General features: G+C 37.0%; 7 protein-coding genes, 2 tRNA genes and 3 rRNA genes. 10 read left to right on the top strand and 2 right to left on the bottom strand.

The genetic code is table 11. From position 1 onward, the window contains the following. Positions 1-287 precede the first annotated feature (287 nt). The 8 genes from MPR_RS15205 (at position 288) to MPR_RS15170 (ending at position 10245) form a co-directional block, all read left to right on the top strand. Positions 288-1805: ribosomal RNA gene (locus tag MPR_RS15205) — 16S ribosomal RNA — on the top strand. 80 nt (positions 1806-1885) lie between these two features. Then, positions 1886-1959 (top strand) — tRNA-Ile (locus MPR_RS15200). Between the two features lie 85 nt (positions 1960-2044). Continuing rightward, positions 2045-2118 (top strand) — tRNA-Ala (locus MPR_RS15195). Between the two features lie 118 nt (positions 2119-2236). Then, positions 2237-5129, top strand: a 23S ribosomal RNA gene (locus MPR_RS15190). Between the two features lie 106 nt (positions 5130-5235). Then, positions 5236-5345 (top strand): 5S ribosomal RNA (gene rrf / locus MPR_RS15185). The 16S, 23S and 5S rRNA genes sit together here with 2 tRNA genes alongside, the layout of an rRNA operon. Positions 5346-5510: 165 nt before the next feature. Next, positions 5511-8747 carry an AsmA family protein gene (locus MPR_RS15180; RefSeq protein ID WP_041893992.1) on the top strand — a complete coding sequence of 1079 codons (3237 nt, stop codon included), beginning with the start codon at positions 5511-5513 and terminating at the stop codon, positions 8745-8747. Positions 8748-8828: 81 nt separating this feature from the next. Next, positions 8829-9419, top strand: a complete 591-nt coding sequence (gene def / locus MPR_RS15175; RefSeq protein ID WP_041893989.1) for a peptide deformylase — start codon at positions 8829-8831, stop codon at positions 9417-9419. Then, complete coding sequence (locus MPR_RS15170; RefSeq protein WP_235280460.1) at positions 9370-10245, top strand: tetratricopeptide repeat protein; 876 nt, start codon at positions 9370-9372, stop codon at positions 10243-10245. Before def ends, MPR_RS15170 begins: the two co-directional genes overlap by 50 nt. Positions 10246-10309: 64 nt before the next feature. On the opposite strand, the gene MPR_RS15165 is transcribed toward MPR_RS15170, so the two are convergent. Both MPR_RS15165 and MPR_RS15160 read right to left on the bottom strand, forming a co-directional pair. Further along, entirely contained in the window at positions 10310-10987 is a 678-nt protein-coding gene (locus MPR_RS15165) for a response regulator transcription factor (protein ID WP_041893987.1), read from the bottom strand. Continuing rightward, complete coding sequence (locus tag MPR_RS15160) at positions 10980-12296, bottom strand: sensor histidine kinase (RefSeq protein ID WP_041893985.1); 1317 nt, start codon at positions 12294-12296, stop codon at positions 10980-10982. Before MPR_RS15160 ends, MPR_RS15165 begins: the two co-directional genes overlap by 8 nt. Positions 12297-12421: 125 nt before the next feature. On the opposite strand from MPR_RS15160, the gene MPR_RS15155 reads away from it, so the two are divergent. Next, positions 12422-14782: an outer membrane beta-barrel family protein gene (locus MPR_RS15155; RefSeq protein ID WP_041893983.1), complete on the top strand. Its 2361-nt coding sequence runs from the start codon at positions 12422-12424 to the stop codon at positions 14780-14782. A gap of 144 nt (positions 14783-14926) precedes the next feature. Beyond that, positions 14927-18127: a TonB-dependent receptor gene (locus MPR_RS15150; protein WP_041893980.1), complete on the top strand. Its 3201-nt coding sequence runs from the start codon at positions 14927-14929 to the stop codon at positions 18125-18127. The last annotated feature ends 81 nt before the right edge of the window (positions 18128-18208 follow it).

Genomic DNA, 18208 nt, shown 5'->3' with positions numbered 1-18208 from the left:
AAATTTATAAAAATAAATTTGGATAAGTAAAAAATAAGGTAGTATCTTTGCAGTCCGCTTCAGTAAAAACGGGAGTTTAGTGAAAAAATAAAGAAAAATATTTTTTAAAAAAGTTTTGCTAATTCGAAATAAGTTTTTACTTTTGCACTCGCTTTGAAAAACAAGTGAGGTTTAGAAATAAGAAGACATGTTCATAAACATATTGGATTGACAGCATACAAATAAGAGAGTAAGGCAAATCGCAAGATTTGGGATTATACTTTTTTAATTTACGAAATTAAAAATATACGATGAAGAGTTTGATCCTGGCTCAGGATGAACGCTAGCGGCAGGCCTAACACATGCAAGTCGAGGGGTAGAAAGAGCTTGCTTTTTTGAGACCGGCGCACGGGTGAGTAACGCGTATGCAACCTACCTTATACAGGGGAATAGCCCGAAGAAATTCGGATTAATGCTCCATGGTTTATCGATATGGCATCGTATTGATAATAAAGATTTATCGGTATAAGATGGGCATGCGTATCATTAGCTAGTTGGTGTGGTAACGGCATACCAAGGCGACGATGATTAGGGGTCCTGAGAGGGAGATCCCCCACACTGGTACTGAGACACGGACCAGACTCCTACGGGAGGCAGCAGTGAGGAATATTGGTCAATGGAGGCAACTCTGAACCAGCCATGCCGCGTGCAGGATGACGGTCCTATGGATTGTAAACTGCTTTTGTACAGGAAGAAACCTCTCTACGTGTAGAGACTTGACGGTACTGTAAGAATAAGGATCGGCTAACTCCGTGCCAGCAGCCGCGGTAATACGGAGGATCCGAGCGTTATCCGGAATTATTGGGTTTAAAGGGTTCGTAGGCGGCTTTGTAAGTCAGTGGTGAAATTTCCTAGCTTAACTAGGACACGGCCATTGATACTGCAGAGCTTGAATAATATGGAAGTAACTAGAATATGTAGTGTAGCGGTGAAATGCTTAGATATTACATGGAATACCAATTGCGAAGGCAGGTTACTACGTATTTATTGACGCTGATGAACGAAAGCGTGGGGAGCGAACAGGATTAGATACCCTGGTAGTCCACGCCGTAAACGATGGATACTAGCTGTTCGGTTTTCGGACTGAGTGGCTAAGCGAAAGTGATAAGTATCCCACCTGGGGAGTACGTTCGCAAGAATGAAACTCAAAGGAATTGACGGGGGCCCGCACAAGCGGTGGAGCATGTGGTTTAATTCGATGATACGCGAGGAACCTTACCAGGGCTTAAATGTAGATTGACAGATTTGGAAACAGATTTTTCTTCGGACAATTTACAAGGTGCTGCATGGTTGTCGTCAGCTCGTGCCGTGAGGTGTCAGGTTAAGTCCTATAACGAGCGCAACCCCTATTGTTAGTTACCAGCGCGTTAAGGCGGGGACTCTAGCAAGACTGCCGGTGCAAACCGTGAGGAAGGTGGGGATGACGTCAAATCATCACGGCCCTTACGTCCTGGGCTACACACGTGCTACAATGGCAAGTACAGAAAGCAGCTACCTGGCAACAGGATGCGAATCTCCAAAGCTTGTCTCAGTTCGGATTGGAGTCTGCAACTCGACTCTATGAAGCTGGAATCGCTAGTAATCGGATATCAGCCATGATCCGGTGAATACGTTCCCGGGCCTTGTACACACCGCCCGTCAAGCCATGGAAGCTGGGGGTACCTGAAGTCGGTGACCGCAAGGAGCTGCCTAGGGTAAAACTAGTAACTAGGGCTAAGTCGTAACAAGGTAGCCGTACCGGAAGGTGCGGCTGGAACACCTCCTTTCTAGAGAATAATTAATAAGTATGATACTTTACTCTCGCTGTTAATACCAAAAAAAAGAATAAAAGAATTAAGTAATACAGAGTCTAGTAGCTCAGCTGGTTAGAGTACTACACTGATAATGTAGGGGTCGGCAGTTCGAGTCTGCCCGGGACTACTAGTTTACTAGTTCAAAAAGGAATATTTTAGAGGTTGCGTTATCCACAACCCACAAGGCACAGATAACACACTATCTAACTTATGGGGGATTAGCTCAGCTGGCTAGAGCGCCTGCCTTGCACGCAGGAGGTCATCGGTTCGACTCCGATATTCTCCACAAGGACAAAAGTCCATAAGTTCATTGACATATTGATAAAACTTAACTAACAAAACAGTTAGAAAGAATAAAAAGATATAGAAATATATAGAAAGTACGATTCGAAAGAATTGTAAGCACATAAGCAAAATAAGGGCGTATGGGGAATGCCTAGGCTCTCAGAGGCGAAGAAGGACGTGATAAGCTGCGAAAAGCTACGGGGATTGGCACACACGAGTTGATCCGTAGATATCCGAATGGGGCAACCCACTATATTGAAGATATAGTATCCTAATAGGAGGCGAACCCGCTGAACTGAAACATCTAAGTAGGCGGAGGAGAAGAAAACAAAAGTGATTCCGTAAGTAGTGGCGAGCGAACGCGGAATAGCCCAAACCAAAGTTGTTACGGCAATTTTGGGGTTGTAGGACCACGACATTTCTTGCGGATTTAATGAGAATTACCTGGAAAGGTAAACCGAAGAGGGTGATAGTCCCGTATTGGTAAGAGAAGATAAGAATAGTGGTATCCTGAGTAGGTCGGGGCACGTGAAACCTTGATTGAAACTGGCGGGACCATCCGCTAAGGCTAAATACTCCTGAGAGACCGATAGTGAACCAGTACCGTGAGGGAAAGGTGAAAAGAACCGTGAATAACGGAGTGAAACAGATCCTGAAACCATACGCCTACAAGCGGTCGGAGCTTCTTTGTGGGGTGACGGCGTGCCTTTTGCATAATGAGCCTACGAGTTACCGTTGCTGGCAAGGATAAGTGATTAAGTCATGGATCCGTAGCGAAAGCGAGTCTTAATAGGGCGCTTTAGTCAGTAGTGGTAGACGCGAAACCGTGTGATCTACCCATGGGCAGGTTGAAGTTTAGGTAACACTAAATGGAGGACCGAACCGTTTAACGCTGAAAAGTTTTCGGATGACCTGTGGGTAGGGGTGAAAGGCCAATCAAACTCGGAAATAGCTCGTACTCCCCGAAATGCATTTAGGTGCAGCGATGATCGATAGTTACTTAGAGGTAGAGCTACTGATTGGATGCGGGGGCTTCACCGCCTACCAATTCCTGACAAACTCCGAATGCTAAGTAATGATAATCATCAGTGAGGGCATGGGTGCTAAGGTCCATGTCCGAGAGGGAAAGAACCCAGACCATCAGCTAAGGTCCCCAAATGTATGCTAAGTTGAAAAAACGCGGTTTGATTGCCCAGACAGCTAGGATGTTGGCTTGGAAGCAGCCATTCATTTAAAGAGTGCGTAACAGCTCACTAGTCGAGCGATCGAGCATGGATAATAATCGGGCATAAGTATACTACCGAAGCTATGGATTTGCGCAGTAATGCGTAAGTGGTAGGGGAGCATTCTAACGGCGCAGAAGGTGATTTGTGAGAATTGCTGGAGCTTTTAGAAAAGAAAATGTAGGCATAAGTAACGATAAGGGGTGCGAGAAACACCCCCGCCGTAAGACTAAGGTTTCCTCAGCTATGCTAATCAGCTGAGGGTTAGTCGGGACCTAAGGCACACCCGAAGGGGGACGTCGATGGCCAACGGGTTAATATTCCCGTACTACTAATAATTGTGATGGAGTGACACAGTGATGAAAGCACCGCGAACTGACGGAATAGTTCGTTGAAGCACGTACCTATAGGTTTGATAGTAAAATGCGTCAGACTTGGAGAAATGCGATAGTACTTTGAGTCTTCGGACAACGAGATAGTGTGCCTAAGGGCTGTCAAGAAAAGCTTCTAAACTTAGATTATTAGTACCCGTACCGTAAACCGACACAGGTAGTCGAGGAGAGTATCCTAAGGCGCTCGAGAGATTCATGGCTAAGGAACTAGGCAAAATAGACCTGTAACTTCGGGAGAAAGGTCGCCAGCGCAAGCTGGCCGCAGTGAAAAGGTCCAGGCGACTGTTTATCAAAAACACAGGGCTCTGCAAAATCGTAAGATGACGTATAGGGCCTGACACCTGCCCGGTGCTGGAAGGTTAAGAGGAGATGTTATCGATGATTTATTGTTGAGAAGCATTGAATTGAAGCCCCAGTAAACGGCGGCCGTAACTATAACGGTCCTAAGGTAGCGAAATTCCTTGTCGGGTAAGTTCCGACCTGCACGAATGGTGTAACGATCTGGACACTGTCTCAGCCATGAGCTCGGTGAAATTGTAGTATCGGTGAAGATGCCGATTACCCGCAGTGGGACGAAAAGACCCTGTGCACCTTTACTATAGCTTAGTATTGTTCTTGGATAAGTGATGTGTAGGATAGGTGGGAGACTGTGAAATGGCGTCGCTAGGCGTTGTGGAGTCATTGTTGAAATACCACCCTTTGCTTATTTGAGATCTAACTCCTTGATTGAGGAGGACATTGCTTGGTGGGTAGTTTGACTGGGGTGGTCGCCTCCAAAAGAGTAACGGAGGCTTCTAAAGGTTCCCTCAGCACGCTTGGTAACCGTGCGTAGAGTGCAATGGTATAAGGGAGCTTGACTGAAAGACTAACAAGTCGAACAGGTACGAAAGTAGAGCATAGTGATCCGGTGGTTCCGCATGGAAGGGCCATCGCTCAAAGGATAAAAGGTACGCCGGGGATAACAGGCTGATCTCCCCCAAGAGCTCATATCGACGGGGGGGTTTGGCACCTCGATGTCGGCTCGTCACATCCTGGGGCTGGAGAAGGTCCCAAGGGTTGGGCTGTTCGCCCCATTAAAGTGGCACGCGAGCTGGGTTCAGAACGTCGTGAGACAGTTCGGTCTCTATCTACTGTGGGCGTTAGAAATTTGAGTGGATCTGATTCTAGTACGAGAGGACCGAATTGGACCAACCTCTAGTGCATCTGTTGTCTCGCCAGGGGCATCGCAGAGTAGCTACGTTGGGAAGGGATAAGCGCTGAAAGCATATAAGTGCGAAACCCACCACAAGATGAGATTTCTTTAAAGGGTCGTTGGAGATTACAACGTTGATAGGCTATAGATGTAAAGACAGTAATGTCAAAGTCGAGTAGTACTAATAACCCGTAAGCTTATGTGAATCTCCCCTTGTTTTTAACAAGGGGAGGGCAACTTTCTAAAATATAGTTAAGTTTAAAATATCAATATAGTTAAAAATATTAGTTACGTTAAAGTAACAACCGATTTAAGGTGGTTATTGCAGCGGGGCTCACCTCTTCCCATTTCGAACAGAGAAGTTAAGCCCGCTAGCGCAGATGGTACTGCTAACCAGTGGGAGAGTATGTCGCCGCCTTTCTTTAGAAATCCCCAATCTCGTGTGAGGTTGGGGATTTTTTTGTTTATATAGGGTAGGTGTATTTTGTTTCATTGGACAATATGTTGTACTAGATTTCTGTTTAAGTTTGTTAAAGTTGCGAAAAAAAGATGTTACTTTGTACGCATATTGAAGATTAGGTAAGCTATGTTGAAAACTGTAAAAAAAGTTCTTATTAGATTAGGAATAGGCATTGGAGTATTATGTGTATTAGTATTAGCACTAATGTATATTGTACCAGTATTTTATGCAGATCAAATAAATGTTAAGGTAAAGGAATTAATGAAAGAATCCATCAAAGGTGATGTAGATTTTGAAAAAATTGATCTATCATTTTATAATAGATTCCCTTTATTAACAGCGACAGTAGTTAACCCTAGTATAGAGGGAGTACAATTGGATTCATTGTATTCTGATCATTTATTTGAAGCTAAATCGGTTAGTTTAGGTGTTGATATCTTTAGTATAGTAAATGGTAAATTGTCTTTTAATAGAATATATGTAGATAGCCCTATTGTGCACATAAATGTTACAGAAAAGGGAGAAGCAAACTATGATATTTTTGTTCCATCTGATGAGAAAGAAGAAAGTGATGAGAGTCTTGAATTAAAGATAGATGAACTTCATATAGATAATGCGGAAATAGTATATAATGATTTAGCGAGTAAGTTGAGTTTTATAGCTTCTGATTTTGATTATATTGGACAAGGTAATATGAGTGATGATGTATTTGATTTACTTAGTAAAGCAAGTATTCATTCTTTTGACCTGAACTTTGATGGTGTGCACTATGTGAAAGAAAAACCTATTTTAGCTAAACTTCAAACTAAAGTAGATACAAAGTCTTTGACTTTTGTCTTTGAAAAGAATGATTTACGTATTAAAGGTTTACCTGTTGATTTTAAAGGACATTTTGGTTTTATAGAGAATGGTTATGATATGCTCTTTGATATTAAAACAGAGAATGCTACTCTAGAACAGCTATTATCAGTTATACCACCAGAGTATCAGTATTGGTTGGATGATACTAAGTTTGCTGGAGATGTTAATGGTAAGTTTTTATTAAAAGGTAAATATGTTATAGTTGATACTTTAAGTCCTAATGTTGATTTGTCTTTGAAATTAAAGAATGGATTTATACAAAATAAACAAGTTAGTAAACCTCTAGAAAATGTAGAACTTGACTTTGCTTATTCAATGCCAAAGTTAGATATAGAAAAAGGGATAGTATCTATTAATAAGTTGGCTTTTGATTTAGATAATAAACATACTGATATCAATGCAGAAGTCGAGGGCTTGACTGTTATTAATGCAAAAGGAAAGATCAATTCAATAGTTAACCTTGATTTATTTCAAAAAGCAATAGGTATTGAAGGATTTGCTATGCGAGGTGAATTAGCTTTGGATGGTGCTTTTGATGGAACTTATTCTAAAGGTGTTGTTGAAAGAAGAACCTTACGTAAGGTATATAGAGATAGTACTATCACTAGTATTCCTCAATTCGATTTAAAAGGATCTATAAAAGATGGATATTTTAAATTAGAACAATTACCAGAAGCATTAGAAGCTATTAATTTTAACTTTGACGTAGCAGCTAAAGATTCTAATTATAAAAATACTTCTGTTAGAATTTCTGATATTTCATTATCTGCTATGAGTAATTTTATAAAAGGTAATGTCTTTTTAAAAAATTTACATGATTATAATATCGAAGCTGATGTAGACGCTAAAGTTGACTTAGAGAATATAAAGGAATTTATACCTATAGAAGATATTGTACTTAGAGGAGTGATTGATGCAAAGGGGAGTATAAAGGGAACATATGAACCTAAGAGAAAACTATTCCCTGTTATTGATTCTGAGATTAAGTTTGTCAACGGATATGTTCAATTTAAACGTATACCAGACTTACCAATAGAGAATATTCAAATCCACACTATTATTAAGAGTAAGCGTGGATCTTTAAATGACCTAACAATTAAAGTCTTACCAATTGACTTTAAAATAGCAGGAGAGCCTTTCCAATTAGCTGCTAGTTTGTATAATTTAAATAACTTAAATTATAATGTGAAGTCAAAAGGGACATTGAATATTGGAAACTTGTATAAGTTGTTTAAGATAGACGGTATAGATGTACGCGGTAGATTATTAACAAGTCTTTTCTTAAGTGGATTACAAAGTGATGCTGTTAAAGGAGACTTTGATAAACTAAACAATGGTGGGAAATTTGAAGTAGACAATATAACTGTGACTTCTGATATGTTTCCTAAACCATTACACATTAAGAAGGGAGTGTTTAAGTTCTATAAAGAAAAGATGAAGTTTGAGAAATTTGAAGCTACTTATGGTAGTTCTAAGTTTTCTATGAATGGGTACTTGACTAATGTAATCGGATATATGCTGAAAGGTGATACCCTAAAAGGGAACTTTGATCTGCAGACTCCTTATATGAATGTTGATGAATTTATGATGTTTGCAAATAATAAAACTAGTAATGTCACAACAGCAAATACATCTAATGCAGGTGTTATTCAAGTTCCAAAAGATATCAATATTACCTTTAATGCAGTAGCTGATAAGATTAAATACACAGAATACAATATTGAAAACTTTACAGGTAATCTAGTTGTTTCTAAAGGTGGTATTGATTTGAAAGATACTAAGTTTAATCTGATAGGAACAAATGTTGCTATGAATGGAACTTATGAACCAACAGGTTATAGAAGTGCATTATTTAGTTATCATTTAAAAGCTTCTGAATTTGATATTCAAAGAGCATATAAAGAAATTACTTTGTTTAGAGAAATGGTGACAATGGCGAAGGATGCTTACGGAACAGTTTCTTTAGATTATAGCTTGAAAGGGAAATTAAACAGTAGTATGTTCCCTGTAATGAAGAGTATTGAAGGACAAGGTACATTGTCATTAGCAAATATTAGTTTTAAAGGATTTAAACTTTTAGGAGCTATTGCGGATAAGACGGATGCTAAATCTTTAGAAAAAGGAACATTATCTGATGTAAATATTAAATCATCTATTAAAGATAATGTAATGACTATTGAACGAACTAAAATGAAGATGGCTGGTTTTAGACCACGTTTCGAGGGACAGGTAAGTTTAGATGGAGATTTAAATATTGGATTTAGATTAGGATTACCTCCATTAGGTATTATAGGAATACCAATGAGAATAACTGGTAATGCAGAAGATTTTAAAATTAAGTTAGGTAGATATAAAGCAAGTGAAGTATTTGGACAAGGAGCAAAGGATGATGACGAGGATGAAGATGAAGGATCAGATGTAAAATCTGTGAATGATTCTATCCCAGCTCTACCAGAGGTAATACCAATACAAGCCCCTTCTAGTCTTCCTAAGACGGCATAAGTAAAAAGCTCAGAGATTCTCTGGGCTTTTTTTATTTATATGTGATTTAAGTTATATTTTTGACTGGTCAAATAAAATAAAATGAATACTTACAGCAAGTTAAACGATATAGAAAATCTTCTTATACAACAAAGTACTGTAGAAGAACCAATGCATGTCTATCAAGTGGATAGCCCTGTGGAAGAACAAGTGCTTAGAATGAGATGTGAAGAAGTACTTCCAACAGATGAGAACTTAAAATATCTGATTGCGAGAATGTATAAAACTGTTCGCAATGAAGAGAAACCTGGAGTAGGGATAGCAGCACCACAAGTAGGTATTAATAGAAGAGTTTTTCTAGTGCAACGTATGGATAAAAAAGGAGAACCATTTGAGTTCTTTATTAATCCAGAGATTGTATGGTATTCTAAAATATTGAGAAGAGGAGAAGAAGGGTGTTTATCTATTGCTAATGAATATGGAGAAGTTTACAGAAGCTTAGCTATTCAGATTACTTACTATGATTTAAGTGGAGAACATTTCCAAGAAGTGATAGAAGGTTTTACAGCTGTCATTATACAACATGAATTTGATCATCTGAATGGTGTGTTGTTTACTGATCGTATTAAAGAACAAGAAAATAATGAATATTATAATGCATCTCCTACCAGTGAGATTGTTTACCAGAGATAAACTACAGATTGTAGTATTTCTACTTATTAGTATTTGGTGTCTTACATATAACTGTGTTTATGCCCAGAATACCGTTTATAAGTATTCTTATGAGGATTTAGCGCTTAGTTGTCCATCTGATGATGTGGAAGTAGAACGATTATATAAAGTAGGCTTAGAAGCTCTTAATTCACCTAAGTATTATAATATCGCAGGCAAAGTGTTTTTTAGTTTAATAGAAAGAGATAAAACACTTTGTGATGCATATTTCTTCACAGGGGTAGCTTTAACTAAACAAGATAAACACGAAGCTGCAGTAACGTATTATTACTACGCTGATAGTTTAGCTAGTAAGAGTAATTCAGTGTTTAAAGAAGAGTTAGCAGAAGCAGCTTTAAGAGTCGGAAATATTGGCTTAGCGAGAAAGAAATATGAAGAATTGATCAAGGACTTTCCCAATGACCCTGATGGCTATTATGGAATAGGACTTACTGCTACTTCTTTAGGAGATATAGCTAATGGATTGCAAAAGCTAAGTATTGCAGAAGAGTTATATATAACAGAGAATACTTGGACGGAGCAACGACAGCAAGAAGTATATTTAATGAAGGGAATACTCTTTATAGCGGATACCCAGTATGAAGCAGGATTAGAATATTTAGATAAGTGCCAAACTACCTTTAATACGCTAGATGACTTTAATGCCAATTATGCACTTGCTTCAGACGAATTATTTAAAGATACTAAGGATGAAAGTTATAAAGCGAAAGCCTTAGAAGCTTTAAGCAGAATCAAAGATAAAGGAAAACTGAACGAGACTTTTCTCAAACGTTTTCAAGATAAATAGCATAAGTAAAGGGATTGTGATCTTACTCGCAGTCCCTTTTTATATTGCTACTATAGTACCAAGCTTATTTAAGGGATAAGTTCACCTCAAAACCAACCCCTCTTAAACTCAGGATACTTATTGATTCATCGTGTTGAAAGTATTTTCTCAAGCGAGTGACGAATACATCTAAGCTACGTCCATTGAAGTAATCAGCAGATGGCCAAAGCTTCTGTAATATCTCTTCACGAGAGATAATATCACCATTATGACTGATTAGTAGAAGTAATAGATCTCTCTCTCGTTCTGTCAGACGTATTGTTTCAGAGGGATGACTAAGCTTTAGCTGTATAGGATTAAAAGTATAGCTGCCTAATAAGTACTGTTCTGTCTTTGGTACAGCAGTTCGCTTTAAGATATTCTCTATTCGAAGCTTTAGTTCTTCAGGATCACATGTTTTAGAGATATAATCATCAGCACCTAACTTTAACCCCATTAAGCGGTCAATACTTTGGTTCTTTGCTGTTAAGAATAAGAAAGGTAAGTTAGGTAATACCGTATTAATCTCTTTCGATAAGGTAAAACCATCTTTCAGAGGGAGCATAATATCTAATATCGCTAAGTCAAAGTGTTCTTGTGTTACAGTCTCTATAACTTCTTCTGGAGTAATGAACCACTTCACCTCAAAACCACAAATACCTAAATACTGTTGGATAACAGTACCATAATCAATATCGTCCTCTACTAATAATAATTTATACATAAGGTATTGTGATTTTAAAAGTAGTCCCTACTTGTAGTTTACTATTTATATTAATACTTCCGTGAAGTGATTTTACTATTTGTTGTACTTGGTATAAGCCGATACCTAGTCCTTGGGTGTTATGGATATTGCCTTCACGTATTCTATAGAATTTTTTGAAGATATCACTCTGTTTATCCTTAGCGATTCCCATTCCGTTATCCATAACTGTGATAGTATACTGATTAGCTTCTGAAGAGATAATACATTTAATCTCTGTCCCACCATATTTAATACTGTTTTCTAATAGATTAAGAAGTACAGTTTCTATTTTAGTTTTAGATAGATTGAGTTCGTCTTTAGCACTCCATTCTATTGATATTAATACTTCAGGATAAAGGTTTTGAAGATCCTCTATCAGTACTAAAGCATCTTCTTTTATATAGTTCTCTTCTTCATCTGATAGGATAGGGTTAAGGCTATTCTGTAATCGGTCTAATCGATCTACTTGACGGAGTAGAAGATTAATAGTAGGAGACTCATATTCTTTGGACAGATTCTTACAACCGTATTTTAAGGTAGCGATAGGTAGTTTAAACTCATGAGAGACATTGTCTACCATATTGTAGAGATTAGCCACCTCTTTTTCTTTGTGTTTTATGGTACGATAAGTGATATAGTAAAGCACTAAAATAAAGATACAGATAAGGCTAGAACCTATAAATAAAGGAAGTAATTGCTTTAGTACAATACTTAAATAATTAACTACCTCGATCTCCTTTTCTTGATGAACAGTGATATGTAAATCCTTATCGTTTTCTACTTCTATATGATTGTCATTTTGATCATGAGTACTCGTCTCATTGATTTCCCATTCAGAAGTATTTATTTTTTGAGGACGAACTACTTTCTCATTTGTTTCTAAGAAAGTAAAAGGTTCGTCTAGTAAGTTTATATTTTTATCATTAAGGGTAATCTGCGTTATTGTGAATTTAGCAGCTACTTTATAACCTAATTCTTTAAAGGTACTATCTACTTTAGTAGTAAATAATTCACTATTATGATTATAATTTTCTTTGATAATATCTATACTTGTTTCTTGTTTTTTTAGAGCTAAGAAATGTTTATATAATTCACTCTCTTTATTCAGGTTCATATTCTTATATGAGCTCTGCTCTAATAAATCATCTATTTTCTCATGTGCTAGACTATTTATAGCTTTTTGTTTAAGACGGATAGCTTGGTTAAAATAGAATCCCATTAATCCTAATAAGAGGATATAGAATACACAAAAGATAATTAAGTAATATTTAGAATTTAGCTTTTTCATATACACAAATATACTTTAAAAGAGAGTAATACATCAAGAGGCTTTTGCTGTTAACCGTTCATTAACCGTTCATTAACCGCCTTCTTTTTCTGAATACAGCACCTTTGTTTAAAATTAATGAAATTATGGTACGCATACTTATTTTATGGAGCATATTATTGTTAAGTGTATTAGTAAATGCACAAACAACAAACTCTCAGATCAAAGGAAAAGTAACAGACAATAAAAAGGAACTATTGGCTTTTGTTACTGTTGTAGCAAAAGATGCAGATGGCAAGATAGTACAGTCTGTTTATACGGATGAACAAGGTGTTTATGATTTAGACGCTAATGCATCTATTACCCAATTAGAATTTAGTTATGTAGGGTTTAAATCTCAGACAATAGCTTTGGGTACGGCTCCAGCTGTAGTAGAGTTAGCAGAAGATAACGCTATTTTAGAAGAAGTAATGATTACTGCCAAGCGTCCTACTATAAAAAGAGAGATAGACAGACTAGTGTTTAATGTACAAGATACACCATTAGCGACTACGAATGCGTGGGATATTCTGAAACAAACACCTGGGGTCAATGCGATAGGAGATAACCTAAGTATCCGTGGGAGCTCTAGTATATTAGTGACAATTAATGATAGAAAGGTGATGTTGACAGGAGAACAGTTAAAAGAGATGCTTGAGTCTACAGATGGTACACAGGTAGAGGCCGTAGAAGTTATCACGACCCCTCCTGCGAAGTATGATGCTCAGGGTGGAGCAGTATTGAACATTAAATTAAAAAAGAACGTAAACTTAGGATATAAAGGGAGTGTAACAGATCGTTTTAAACAAACTACCTATGCAATTAACACCTTAGGTACACAACATTTTTACTCTGGTGATAAAGTGAATTTATCTGGAAATTATTCTTATACAAAAGGATCAGGAGTACGCTATAATGAAGACAACGTTATCTATGAGAACGGAGAGCGTTGGAGTACAGATTTGACACGTAAGAATAAGCTGAGAGGAAGACATAACTTTAATGCGGAGATGGATGTAAAGGTAGATACGACACTGACACTGACAGTAGGAGGAAGTGGTTATATTAATGAACAAACCAAAGGAGATTTTGTCATCCCTACATTGATTTATAATAAAGAGGGGATTGTAGAATCTAACTATACTACTTTTAATAAGAAGCGTGCTAATATGGATACGTATACAGGGTATTTTATGTTAGACAAGAAGTTTAGTCAAGAGAAGAAATTATTGTGGTCTTCTTATTTTACGTATGAAAATCAAAAAGATAATCAAGATGTGTTAACTGAACTAAACTTTAAAGATCAGTTACCATCAGAGCGCTTTTTTGCAACTAAGGATAATCAACGCACTCGATTAGGGGTGACAGGTATAGATTATTCAGTGGATAAAGAAACGACGAATTGGGAAGTAGGAGGGAAGTATAGTATTGTCAAAGCTTTATATTCATTAGACTTTTTTGATACTAAAACTAGTAAACCTAATATAGATAAGAGTAATTTATTTGATTATCAAGAAATCAATTGGGCTGGATATACCTCATTTACTAAAAAATGGGATAAATGGCAGGTTAAAACAGGATTGAGAGGAGAGTACACAGGTATTCAGACGAAGAGTACAGGAGTAGGGAGTAATACGCAGTCATACTTTAAGTTATTCCCTACAGCTTATGTGAAGTACGATCTAACAGAACAAGAACAATTGAGTTTTTCGTATGGAAAGCGCATTGACAGACCTTCGTATTCTTGGATGAATCCTGCGAAGAGTTACTATAATCTGTTTTCATATTTCCAAGGGGACCCTGATTTAAAACCAACTATCAGTCATAATTTTAGTTTAAGTTATAATTGGAATCAGTTAAATATTGAACTGTTCTATAATCGTGAGAGCAATCCATCTATGGAAATCTCTTATCAAGAACCTGAAAATAATATGTTAATCTATCATTATACGAATATAGATAAACGACAACTAGCAGGTATGATTGTAAACTATTCTCACCAGATTTTACCTATTTGGTCAGTGAGTCCTTTTCTTTACTTGCAACAGCAGGAAGATTATTTTTATGGTGTAGATAAGAAGTTGTATAAGAATGATGCTTTAATATTTGGAGGGCGATTAAGTACTTCTGTTGATATTGAAAAGAAAAGTAACTGGAAAGCGATGTTAACCTATAACTTTTATACTCCTACTGTTCAAGGGACTTTTAGAATAAGTGGTTATCAGCGTACAGACTTTATCATGAGTAGAGAGTTCTTGAAGAATAAGTTATCTGCTAATCTGTATGTGTATAATGTTTTTGGTAGTGATAGACAGATCATTAGTACTAACTATGCGAATCAAAATAACTACTTTAAAGACTATAGCGATACACAAGGTTTTGCTGTTTCTTTGAAGTATAATTTAGGAAACCAAAAGGTGAAATACAGTTCTAAAGAAATAGATATGACAGAGAAAAACAGACTTTAGTATAAGATGACTATGAGTTAACACTTTAATAATAACTCTTTGAATTCTTGAATTTAAAAATGACAATTTCTTTACGCACTAAACATCTGGAGATAATAATGGAGGAATAGATTTGACTTCATTAATCAACTAGTAGTAACGTAAATGAAAAAAAAAATACAATTAGCAGGTTTGGTATGTGCGACTTTATTTAGTGCACAAGTTTTTGCTCAAACCACACAAGCTTCTATCCAAGGGATCGTATTACAAGATAATGCGATCCAACAGGGAAAAGAAGTTATGATTAGAAATACATCTACAGGATTTACCACACGTACTAAGACGAATGCTAATGGGGAGTTTGTCTTTAAAGAAATTCCATTAGGGGGGCCTTATATCGTTGTTACACAAGATGAGACTGGTGGAGAAGTTAAGAAAACGGGGTACTACGTAAACCAAGGTGATAATGTATTCGTAGATATTGTTATTGGATTAGATGATCAGCATTTAGAAGAAATCGTTATTGATGGAAAGAGCTTAAAGAATCAGAAGGAGTCATTGGGGGCAGCGACTACTTTTACAGCGAGCTCTATAAAGAACCTGCCGATTAACGGACGTAATTTTGCTAACCTAACGGATTTATCTCCTTTATCGAATGGAGGGTCTATAGGAGGACAGCTAGGGTCTTCTATTAACTTTACGATAGATGGTACTACTGCTAAGAATCCTACATCAGGAGGGGCAACTACTAGTAGAAGTGGTGCTCCCTATTCTGTGTCTATGGAGGCAGTACGTGAGTTTCAGGTAGTGACAAATCAGTATGATGTGACATTAGGGCGAAGTGGAGGAGGAACCGTTAGTGCGGTTACTAAGTCTGGAACTAATGAGTTCTCAGCTTCGATGTTCTCTTATATGCGTGCAGATTGGTTATCTAGTCCGTATGATATTAACGGAAATAAGAAAGGGGATAGAGATTACTCTACTTATCAATATGGACTATCTTTAAGTGGCCCGATTATTAAGGATAAACTACACTATTTTGTAGCATGGGATCACCAGTTAGACACTCGATCACTAGTGATTGCAGATATTAATGGACCAGCAGATGAGGATAGATACGGGATTACTAACCAGACTTTAGATAAGTTCGTAGGTATTGCTCGTGATAAATATGGCGTGTCTAATAATCCTCAGTATGGAACATTTGACAAGAGAAGAAACTCTGATGCAGCCTTCTTGCGTTTAGATTGGCAGATTAACGAGAACAACTTATTGACGGTTAGAAATAACCTTACGTATGACTATAATCCACTAGGATTAGGAGATAATACACAGATTAATCTATACGAATCTTATGGTACAGATAAGAGTGTTGACAACAGTTTATTAGCTACATTAAGAACGAATATCAGCCCTAAACTGACTAATGAGTTAAAAGTACAGTACCTATATACATTCCAGGATAGTCATCAGAGTGCAGAGTTGCCAGGGTGGTATATATCACGTGCTATTGTGGAGAATGTAACTTCTAATGTTGGAGGTGGTGTGCGTTCAGCTAATATACAGTTGGGAGGACACCGTTTCGCACAAGAGAAGTTCACCAACAATGTTTTTCAGGTTGTAAATAATTTATACTATAACACAGATAAAGTAAACTATACGTTCGGTGTTGACCTGATGCAGACTAATTCTAAGTCAGTATATGGTAGTGAAGTGAATGGACGTTTCCATTTTAATAATGATCCTGCTCTAGGATATTCGTCTATGGATAGCTTTGAGAACCTAAGACCTTATAGATATTATAGAGAAGTACCTTTAGTAGATGATCTTACTGTCGATGGAAATATATTAAATGCGGGTATCTATGGACAAATGAAGACTTCTTTATATCCTGGTTTAGATATGACTTTAGGGCTTCGTTTAGATTATGCGAAGTATCCGACAGCTAAGTTTAACCAGTTAGTATATGATGAGCTAGGGTTAAGAACAGACAATAAGTTTAAGTCTTTGATTGTACAGCCACGTATTCAGTTTGATTGGAATATCAATGAGAACAATACAGACTATATCCGTCTAGGTGGAGGTATCTTTGGTTCGGATGTGAATAACTATGCATTGATTAACAACCTTACTTTTGATGGAAGTAAGTTAGCTACTGTAGATGTAATGGGAGCTGATGTACCTACTCCAGACTTTGAAGCTTATAGAAAAGATAAAAACACTATACCTTCTTTGACTCAACATCAGTTAAGCACAATCAACTTCACAGGAAAAGACGCAAAAGTACCAATGGTGTATAAGGCTAACTTATCGTATACACACTTCTTCAGTAGTAGATTTAAGGTGAGTGTGACAGGGTATATGAACTTAGCTCGTAATAACTACTTCTATAAAGATAGAAATATGGTGGATAAACCATTCTTTACTTTAGACAATGAAGGAGGAAGAGGAGTATTCGTCCCTGCAGAAACTATTTTAGCGAACGGTGCTTCTGATTGGAAACAAGGTAGAAAATCAAATCAACTAGGTCGTGTATTAGAATTAGTAAGTGAAGGAAAAGTAAATAACTATGCTTTAGTATTTGACACGAACTATAACTATTATAGAGATGGACAGATAGCAGTAAGTTATACTTGGAACTCTACTAAGGACAATACTTCTTATAATGGAAACGTAGCTAACTCGGCTACACTAGGACTACCAGTAGCAGATGATCCTAGAGATCTAAGCAAGATGAGCTATTCTGATAATCACTTTAGACATAAGCTAGTAGTGTATGGTAATGCACCTAGTTTCTACGGAGTGAATGTAGGAGTGAGATTCTCTGGTATTGGAGGAACGAGATATAGCTTATTATCAGGGGGTAATACCAATGGAGATTTTGTTAGTGGTAATAATGACTTAGCGTATGTATTTGATATCAATGATCCAAAGACTCCACAGCATATTAAGGATGGATTACAAGCGATTATGGATAACCCAGAAGTAAGCAGTAGTCTTAAAAATTATATCCAAGATAGCTATGGTAAAATAGCAGAGAGAAACGGAGGAAAGAATAGCTTCTATGGTGTATTTGATTTGCGTATAGCGAAGACTTTCCATGTTAAAGGGAAACACAAGTTTGAGCTATCAGCAGATGTATTTAACGTAGCGAACTTATTGAATAAAGATTGGGGAGTGAATAAATCTATGAGAACGCAGTCTCTATATGCTTTAGGTGTACCTAAGAAAGGTGAGACAGCTGCTTTACCAGGTTTTGATCAAGCTACACAACAATTTAATTATAGAGTAAATACAAAAGGGACTCCTGTCAATAGAGGAAACCCATACCAAATACAAATAGGGTTAAAATATAGTTTTAATTAATGCTTTCATAGTTAATAGATTATAAGGTTAATGCACTAATTCTTAAAAGTGGGACTCGTCAGAGTTCCACTTTTGTTTTTA

Source organism: Myroides profundi (assembly GCF_000833025.1).
Taxonomy (GTDB): Bacteria; Bacteroidota; Bacteroidia; order Flavobacteriales; family Flavobacteriaceae; genus Flavobacterium; species Flavobacterium profundi_A.
This window is presented reverse-complemented; position numbering and strand designations above follow the sequence as displayed.